The 7841-nt window shown below is 74.9% G+C and carries 8 protein-coding genes; 4 read left to right on the top strand and 4 right to left on the bottom strand.

Annotated elements, in window-relative coordinates:
- Positions 1–334: 334 nt before the first annotated feature.
- A complete protein-coding gene (locus ACI78U_RS21375; RefSeq protein ID WP_075013352.1) occupies positions 335–634 on the bottom strand; it encodes a WhiB family transcriptional regulator in 300 nt (99 codons plus the stop codon).
- A gap of 243 nt (positions 635–877) precedes the next feature.
- Here ACI78U_RS21375 and ACI78U_RS21370 point away from each other — a divergent pair, with 243 nt between their 5' ends.
- Positions 878–1612 carry a response regulator transcription factor gene (locus tag ACI78U_RS21370; RefSeq protein WP_456877408.1) on the top strand — a complete coding sequence of 245 codons (735 nt, stop codon included), beginning with the start codon at positions 878–880 and terminating at the stop codon, positions 1610–1612.
- Between the two features lie 71 nt (positions 1613–1683).
- On the opposite strand, the gene ACI78U_RS21365 is transcribed toward ACI78U_RS21370, so the two are convergent.
- Positions 1684–2073, bottom strand: a complete 390-nt coding sequence (locus ACI78U_RS21365) for a DUF5319 family protein (RefSeq protein WP_456877407.1) — start codon at positions 2071–2073, stop codon at positions 1684–1686.
- A 165-nt stretch (positions 2074–2238) separates the two neighbouring features.
- Between ACI78U_RS21365 and guaB the strand changes: the two genes are divergently transcribed.
- The 3 genes from guaB to guaA are packed head-to-tail and all read left to right on the top strand — an operon-like array spanning position 2239 to position 6517.
- On the top strand, positions 2239–3816 hold the full coding sequence (guaB, locus tag ACI78U_RS21360; RefSeq protein ID WP_456877406.1) for an IMP dehydrogenase: 1578 nt from the start codon (positions 2239–2241) through the stop codon (positions 3814–3816).
- Positions 3817–3818: 2 nt separating this feature from the next.
- Positions 3819–4955: a GuaB3 family IMP dehydrogenase-related protein gene (locus tag ACI78U_RS21355; protein ID WP_456877409.1), complete on the top strand. Its 1137-nt coding sequence runs from the start codon at positions 3819–3821 to the stop codon at positions 4953–4955.
- Positions 4955–6517: a glutamine-hydrolyzing GMP synthase gene (guaA, locus tag ACI78U_RS21350; RefSeq protein WP_456877405.1), complete on the top strand. Its 1563-nt coding sequence runs from the start codon at positions 4955–4957 to the stop codon at positions 6515–6517. Before ACI78U_RS21355 ends, guaA begins: the two co-directional genes overlap by 1 nt.
- Positions 6518–6578: 61 nt before the next feature.
- Here the strand turns inward: guaA and ACI78U_RS21345 are convergent, their stop codons facing one another.
- A complete protein-coding gene (locus ACI78U_RS21345) occupies positions 6579–6875 on the bottom strand; it encodes a hypothetical protein (protein ID WP_456877404.1) in 297 nt (98 codons plus the stop codon).
- Positions 6868–7743 (bottom strand): PspC domain-containing protein, encoded by an 876-nt coding sequence (locus ACI78U_RS21340; protein ID WP_456877403.1) that lies wholly within the window; start codon positions 7741–7743, stop codon positions 6868–6870. The genes ACI78U_RS21345 and ACI78U_RS21340 overlap by 8 nt, the downstream gene beginning before the upstream one ends.
- Positions 7744–7841: the final 98 nt, after the last annotated feature.

The following is a 7841-nucleotide window of genomic DNA, read 5'->3' as shown; positions in this document are numbered from 1 at the left end:
CCCCCCCCCCCCCCCCCCCCCCCCCCCCCCCCCCCCCCCCCCCCCCCCCCCCCCCCCCCCCCCCCCCCCCCCCCCCCCCCCCCCCCCCCCCCCCCCCCCCCCCCCCCCCCCCACGGCGGGGTCGTCCTGCTGAGCGACGAGGAGGACCCGTGGCTGCGGTGGCGCTTCACCGACGTCGGCCCGGACTCCTTCACCTGGTCGGCCGAGACGTCCCGCGACCGCGGGAGCACGTGGGTGCACGACGAGCTGATGACGGCCGAGCGCACGGCCTGAACAGCGACGGAGGGCCGGTCCAGCTGCTGCTGGACCGGCCCTCCGGGTGTCTGAGGGGGTGCTAGACCCCGGCCGCGACCGCGGCGGGCTCCGCGGCGATCAGCCGTGCCCGCTCCTCCTCGCTCATGCCGCCCCACACGCCGTAGGGCTCGCGGACGCTGAGCGCGTGCTTGAGGCAGGCCTCGACGACCGGGCACTTGCCGCAGACGGCCTTCGCGGCGGCCTGGCGACGGGCCCGCGCGGGGCCGCGCTCGCCGTCCGGGTGGAAGAACAGGGCCGTGCTCTCTCCACGGCAGGCGCCGTGCAGCTGCCAGTCCCAGACCTCGGCCACGGGTGTCGGCAGTCGGCGGATGTCGGCCATCTCGTCCTCCTCGGCTCAGTGCGAGCCGGAGGGGGCGGTCCGGCTGCACGTGGGCCGGTGCCCGAGGGTCGGTGGGGCCAAACACATCGGGATCGAGCATTTTCCCGGCCTCCGTCTCCCCCCGCAGGGTGAGCACGGCTGTCGCCGCTCCCGGCCCACGGTCAAGGTGACTGCAGGCCCTGCCGTTACGCGGGTCGAGTGACCCGGGCGCCCCGCCCGGTCGGGGGAGACGAGGAGCAACGCGTGATCGACGACAGGATGCGTGGACCCGGGCACGGGGCCACGACCGTGTGGGTGTACGACGAGCGCCGCCGTGTCCGCGACGACGTCGCCGCCCGCCTGGTGGCCCTGCCGTTCGTGGGCCGGGTCGAGGTCGTCGGTGACGCCGTCGCGCTGGTGCAGCGGCTGGCCACCCGCCAGCCCGACGTGCTGCTGGTCGGCACGCAGCGCGCCGTCGACACCGGCCTGACCGTGGCCACCCAGGTGCTGCGGACCCACCCCGGCGTCCCGGTGCTCGTGCTCGGCGCGCCCGACGACGCCGAGACGGTGCGTGCCGCGGTCGCCGTCGGGGCGCGGGGCTACCTGCGCTGGGACGCCAGCGCCCTGGAGATGGGCCTGGGCCTGTCCCGGGTGGGGCTGCGCGCCGACGGCCGGCCGCCGCAGCCGGTGGGCGCCCCGGTGCCGCTGGCCTCGGTCGGCGCGCCCGCCCCGGCGTGGGCCACGCCGCTCAACGGCGCCGGCCCGCGCGCGGTGAGCTCGACGGTCCGGGAGGCCGCGCCCGCGGTCACGCTGTCGATGCGCGAGATGCAGGTCCTCACCGGCATGAGCCAGGGCAAGAGCAACGCCCAGATCGGCCGCGAGCTCTACCTGTCCGAGGACACGATCAAGACCCACGCCCGCCGGCTGTTCCGCAAGCTCGGCGCCAAGGACCGCGCCGAGGCGGTGGCCACCGGCTTCCGCCGGGGCATGATGAGCTGACGCACGACGAGCACGCGCCGAGGGGCCCCTCCGACCGCCGGAGGGGCCCCTCGGTGCGTTCTCACCCGGTCTCAGTCGCCGCGGGCGTGCCGGCCGCCGGGGGAGTCGCCGGGCTCCTCGCGCTCGGCCACCGCGGCCACCCCGTCGGCGTAGCCGCTGGCGTAGTCCCAGCTGACGTAGTCGTCGGGATCGGGGTCGAAGGGCGGCTCGTGCCGGCCGGTCTGCCCCTCCTCCAACAGCTGGCGCAGGTTGGCCTGCATCAGCGCCCAGTCGACGTGGTGCTCCTCGTCGCAGTCGGGGCAGTCGACGACGATGCCCTTGATGCCGGTCGGTTCGAGCAGGGTCCGGAACACCTCGAGCTCGGCCAGGTCGTCGAGGACGCCGGCCCGCTCCTCCATGGTCAACGGCGGCGGGTCCGACGGCGTGCGGCCGGAGTCCGGGGCGTCGTCGAAGGGGCTCACGGTGCCTCCTCCCTCGTGCTGGCGGCGCTGTGGCTCACGCACGGTCGCGCGGGGCTCGCGCGCCCGGAGGACACGGTAGCCGCCCCCGGCGGCGGTTCCCACGCCGAGCACCTCCGGCGGCGTCCCGGCGCCCGAGCGGCCCGGCCTACGATCGGGGAGGTCCCCGTGCGCCCGGCCGGGGCCGAGCCGACGGAGAGGGTGGCGGCCACCATGCAGCCCGACGACCACGCAGCTGATGGGTACCGCCCCGAGGTGCCGGCGGCCTTCGCCCCGCTCGGACTGACCTACGACGACGTCCTGCTCATCCCCGGTGAGTCCGACGTCGTCCCGGCCGAGGTGGACACCAGCAGCCGGGTGACCCGCGGGATCCGGCTGGCCGTGCCGCTGCTGTCCAGCGCGATGGACACGGTCACCGAGGCCCGGATGGCGATCGCCATGGCCCGCGTCGGCGGCATGGGCGTGCTGCACCGCAACCTCGCCGCCGAGGAGCAGGCCGGCCAGGTCGACCTGGTGAAGCGGTCCGAGGCCGGCATGGTGACCAACCCGGTGACCTGCTCGCCGGACAACACCCTCGCCGAGGTCGACGCGCTGTCGGCCCGCTACCGGATCTCCGGCGCCCCGGTGGTCGACGACGCCGGCGTCCTGGTCGGCATCGTCACCAACCGCGACATGCGCTTCGAGACCGACCAGCACCGGCTCGTGCGCGACGTCATGACGCCGATGCCCCTGGTCACCGCCCCGGTCGGCGTCGATGCCGACACCGCCCTGCGGCTGCTGTCCCGGCACAAGATCGAGAAGCTGCCGATCGTCGACGACGCCGGGCGGCTGCGCGGCCTGATCACGGTCAAGGACTTCGTCAAGCGCGACCAGTACCCGAACTCCACCAAGGACGCCGACGGCCGGCTGGTCGTGGGCGCCGCGCTCGGCGTCGGCGAGGACGCCTACGAGCGGGCCGGCCTGCTGGTCGACGCAGGGGTCGACGTGCTCGTCGTCGACACCGCCCACGGCCACCAGCGCGCCGTGCTCGACATGGTCGCCCGCGTGCAGAAGGACTTCGGCGGCGACGGCGGCGTGCAGGTCGTCGGCGGGAACGTCGCCACCCGGGCCGGTGCGCAGGCGCTGGTCGACGCCGGCGCCGACGCGGTCAAGGTCGGTGTCGGCCCCGGGTCGATCTGCACCACCCGCGTGGTCGCCGGTGTCGGCGTCCCGCAGCTGACCGCCGTCCACGAGGCCGCCCAGGCGTGCAAGCCGGCCGGTGTGCCGGTCATCGCCGACGGCGGGCTGCAGTACTCCGGCGATATCGCCAAGGCGCTGGTCGCCGGCGCCGACACGGTGATGATCGGCGGGCTGTTCGCCGGGGTCGAGGAGGCTCCCGGCGAGCTGGTGTTCATGAACGGCAAGCAGTTCAAGACCTACCGCGGCATGGGCTCGCTGGGCGCGATGCAGAAGCGCGGCAACCAGTCGTTCAGCCGCGACCGCTACTTCGCCGACGACGTCCTCTCCGACGACAAGCTCGTCCCCGAGGGCATCGAGGGGCAGGTGCCCTACCGCGGGCTGCTCGCCACCGTGGCCCACCAGCTCGTCGGCGGGCTGCGCGCGTCGATGGGCTACGCCGGCGCGGCCACCGTCGCCGAGCTGCAGGAGCGCGGCCGGCTGATCCGCATCACCGCGGCCGGCCTGACCGAGAGTCACCCGCACGACATCCAGATGACCGTCGAGGCGCCGAACTACCGGGGGCGGTGAGCATGCCCCCCCGCGACACCGTCGAGATCGGCCTCAACCGTTTCGCCCGGCGGGCCTACGACCTCGACGAGGTCTCGATCGTCCCGTCCCGCCGCACCCGTGACGTCGACGACGTCTCCACGGCCTGGCAGATCGACGCCTTCCGCTTCGACATCCCGCTGGTCACCAGCCCCAGCGACGCCGTCGTCAGCCCGGCCACGGCGATCGCCGTCGGGCAGGCCGGCGGCCTCGGGGTGCTCAACGCCGAGGGGCTGTGGACCCGCTACGACGACCCGCTGCCGGTCTACCGGCAGCTGCGCGACGCCGCCGCCGAGGCGCCGCCGCCGGTGTCGCTGCTGCAGCAGGTCTACTCCGAGCCGGTCAAGCCGGACCTGATCAGCGCCCGGATCAAGGAGATGCGCGACGCCGGGGTGACCACGGCGGTGCGCGTCTCGCCCCAGCACACCGAGCAGCTCGCCCCCACCGTGCTCGCCGCGGGGGTCGACCTGCTGGTCATCCAGGGCACGATCGTCTCCGCCGAGCACGTGACCACCCAGGGAGCCGCGCTCAACCTCAAGTCCTTCATCGCCGACCTCGACGTCCCGGTCATCGTCGGCGGGGCGGCCAACTACACGACGGCGCTGCACCTGATGCGCACCGGCGCGGCCGGCGTCATCGTCGGTGTGGGCGCCGACAGCTTCTCCACCGGCGACGCCGTCATGGGCATCCGGGTGCCGCTGGCCAGCGCGATCGCCGACGCCGCGGCCGCCCGCCGCGACTACCTCGACGAGACCGGCGGCCGGTACGTGCACGTCATCGCCAACGGCCGGATCGAGACCAGCGGCGCGATCGCCCGGGCCCTGGCCTGCGGCGCGGACGCCGTGCAGCTCGGCGAGCCGCTGCGCGCGGCGCGGGAGGCCCCGGCCGCGGGCGTGTGGTGGGACTCGGTGGCCGCCCATCCGCGGCTGCCCCGGGGCGGGACGTCCGCGCCGGTCCCGGCCGCGGGCTCGCTGCAGCAGCTGCTCCTCGGCCCGGCAGAGACCTCCGACGGCCGCACCAACCTCTTCGGGGCGCTGCGCCGCACGATGGCCAAGACCGGCTACCGCGACCTCAAGGAGTTCCAGCGGGTGGACCTGGTGATCGGCGGTCGGCCGGACTGATGGACTTCCCGACCGTCCTCGTCGTCGACTTCGGCGCGCAGTACGCCCAGCTGATCGCGCGGCGCATCCGCGAGGCCGGCGTGTACTCGGAGATCGTCCCGTCCTCGGTCCCCGTCAAGGAGATCCTGGAGCGGGAGCCTGCGGCGATCGTGCTCTCCGGCGGGCCCTCCAGCGTGTACGCCGAGGGTGCGCCGCAGATCGAGCCCGCTCTGTTCGAGGGCGGGGTCCCGGCGTTCGGCATCTGCTACGGGTTCCAGGCGATGGCGCAGTCCCTCGGCGGGACCGTCGCGCACACCGGCGACCGGGAGTACGGCCGCACGCCGCTGACGGTCACCACCGGCGGCCGGCTGTTCGGCGACCTGCCGGTCGAGCAGCCGGTGTGGATGAGCCACGGCGACGCCGTCAGCACCCCGCCACCGGGCTTCACCGTCACTGCCACCTCCACCGGCGCGCCGGTGGCCGCCTTCGAGGACGTCGACCGGCGGCTGGCCGGCGTCCAGTTCCACCCCGAGGTGCGGCACACCGTGCACGGGCAGACGGTGCTCGAGCACTTCCTGTTCGACATCGCCGGCCTCGAGCCGACCTGGACGACGGCGAACGTCGTCGAGGAGCAGGTCGAGCGGATCCGCGAGCAGGTCGGCGAGGGCCGGGCGCTGTGCGCGCTGTCGGGCGGTGTCGACTCCGCGGTCGCCGCGGCGCTCGTCCAGCGGGCCATCGGCGACCGGCTCACCTGCGTGTACGTCGACCACGGGCTGATGCGCGAGGGCGAGACCGAGCAGATCGAACGCGACTTCGTGGCCGCGACCGGGGTGGACCTGCGGGTCGTCGACGCCCGCGAGCAGTTCCTCGCCGCACTCGCCGGCACCAGCGACCCCGAGGAGAAGCGCAAGACCATCGGCCGGGAGTTCATCCGCGTCTTCGAGCAGGCCGCCCTCGACGTCGTCGGTGACGCGAAGGAGCACGGGGAGAGCGTGGACTTCCTCGTGCAGGGGACGCTCTACCCCGACGTCGTCGAGTCCGGCGGTGGCACCGGGACGGCGAACATCAAGAGCCACCACAACGTCGGCGGGCTGCCCGAGGACCTCCAGTTCACCCTGGTCGAGCCGCTGCGGACGCTGTTCAAGGACGAGGTCCGTGCCGTCGGCGCCGAGCTCGGCCTGCCCGAGGCCATGGTGTGGCGCCAGCCGTTCCCCGGCCCGGGCCTGGGCATCCGCATCGTCGGCGAGGTGACCCAGGAGCGGCTCGACGTCCTGCGGAGGGCCGACGCGATCGTGCGCGCCGAGCTCACCGCGGCCGGCCTGGACCGCGAGATCTGGCAGTGCCCCGTGGTGCTGCTGGCCGACGTCCGCTCGGTCGGTGTCCAGGGCGACGGGCGCACCTACGGCCACCCGGTCGTGCTGCGCCCGGTGTCCAGCGAGGACGCGATGACCGCCGACTGGACCCGGCTGCCCTACGACCTGCTGGCGCGGATCTCCACGCGCATCACGAACGAGGTGCCCGAGGTCAACCGGGTCGTCCTCGACGTCACGAGCAAGCCGCCGGGCACCATCGAGTGGGAGTGACGGACGAGGGCCCGGGGAGCCGATCGCTCCCCGGGCCCTCGTCCCGTCCGCCCCCGTCCGGTCAGCGCCTGCGGCGCGCCTTCCGCAGCTCGCTCACCAGCAGGGCCACGCCGCCGCCCACCAGCAGCAGCCACAGCAGGCCGCCGTCGGCGAGGAAGCCGAGCGGCACGGTCACCCCGGCGAGGAAGACCAGCGCCAGGACGACGAAGGCGACGCCGGGCACCAGGGCCACCAGGTCGGGACGGCGCCTGCGCGGCGGCTCGGGGACCGCGAGGGCCGGCGTGTGCTGCCAGGCGTCGGCGAGCGCGCGCTCCTGCCAGGCGGTCGGGGTGGTGGGGAACTCGCTGTAGTCAGGCACGGGACACCTCCAGGTCGCCGACCCCGTGGTCGATGGTGAGGACGAGCTCGGGGTCGCCGTCGCCGTCCTCCGCGCGGAAGTAGCCGCCGTCGTCGGCGGTCTCCCCGAACAGGTCCGCCTCGCCGATGCCCTGCTCCAGGACGATCCGGACGTCGGCGTCCTCGGGAACCGTGATCTCGAGGTCACCGACGCCGTGCTCGACGCGGACCTCCTGCCCGTCGAGGTCGTCGGCGTCGACCCGGGAGAGGTCGAGCTCCATGTCGCCGGCACCGAGCTGGTAGACGTCCCGGATGGCCTCGACCGACTCGGGGTCGTACTCGCGGTTGCCGACGCCGCCCCGGCCGTCGCTCCAGGCCGACACCGACGAGGTGAACAGCAGCGCCAGCGTGAGCACCGAGCCGAGGGCGATCAGCCCGCCGCGCGGCGCCCGGCCCCGGGCGAACGCGGAGGCGACCAGCCCCAGCCCCACCACCAGCAGCGTCCCGGCGAGGAACCCACGGGGGCCGAGGTCGAGGCCGGTGTAGCGGGTGACGAGCACCATCAGCCCGACGACGATCAGCAGCCCGGCCACGGTGATCCCGGCGACGGGGGAGCGGGGCCCCGGTGGCCCGGCGGGCGTCCCGTCGGCGGCGCGGCGGGGGCCGGCCGGCATGAGCAGCCACAGCAGCAGGTAGACGGCGATGCCGGTACCGCCGGCGAGGGTGAGCGCGACGAACCCGACCCGCCACAGCAGCGGGTCCACGCCGCTGTACTCGGCCAGTCCGCCGGCGACGCCGCCGGCGACCTTGTCGGTGCGGCTCCGCCGGAGGGCCGGCCGGGGCGGGGGTGGGTCGACGAGGGGTGCCTCGGGAGGGAAGGGAGCGGTCATGGCACAGAGCGTGCCGAGCCGGGAGCCCGCGCGGCATCGGGGAAGGCCCCCATCCGACCCTGGTCCTGCCCGTCCGGGGTCTTCCCGGTACCGGGAGG

This window comes from Geodermatophilus sp. SYSU D00710 (assembly GCF_054050195.1).
This window is presented reverse-complemented; position numbering and strand designations above follow the sequence as displayed.

Coding starts and splice junctions, on each gene's coding strand:
- ACI78U_RS21375 (WP_075013352.1), bottom strand. CDS start 634: ATGGCCGACATCCGCCGACTGCCGACACCCGTGGCCGAGGTCTGGGAC.
- ACI78U_RS21355 (WP_456877409.1), top strand. CDS start 3,819: ATGCCCCCCCGCGACACCGTCGAGATCGGCCTCAACCGTTTCGCCCGG.
- guaA (WP_456877405.1), top strand. CDS start 4,955: ATGGACTTCCCGACCGTCCTCGTCGTCGACTTCGGCGCGCAGTACGCC.
- ACI78U_RS21340 (WP_456877403.1), bottom strand. CDS start 7,743: ATGACCGCTCCCTTCCCTCCCGAGGCACCCCTCGTCGACCCACCCCCG.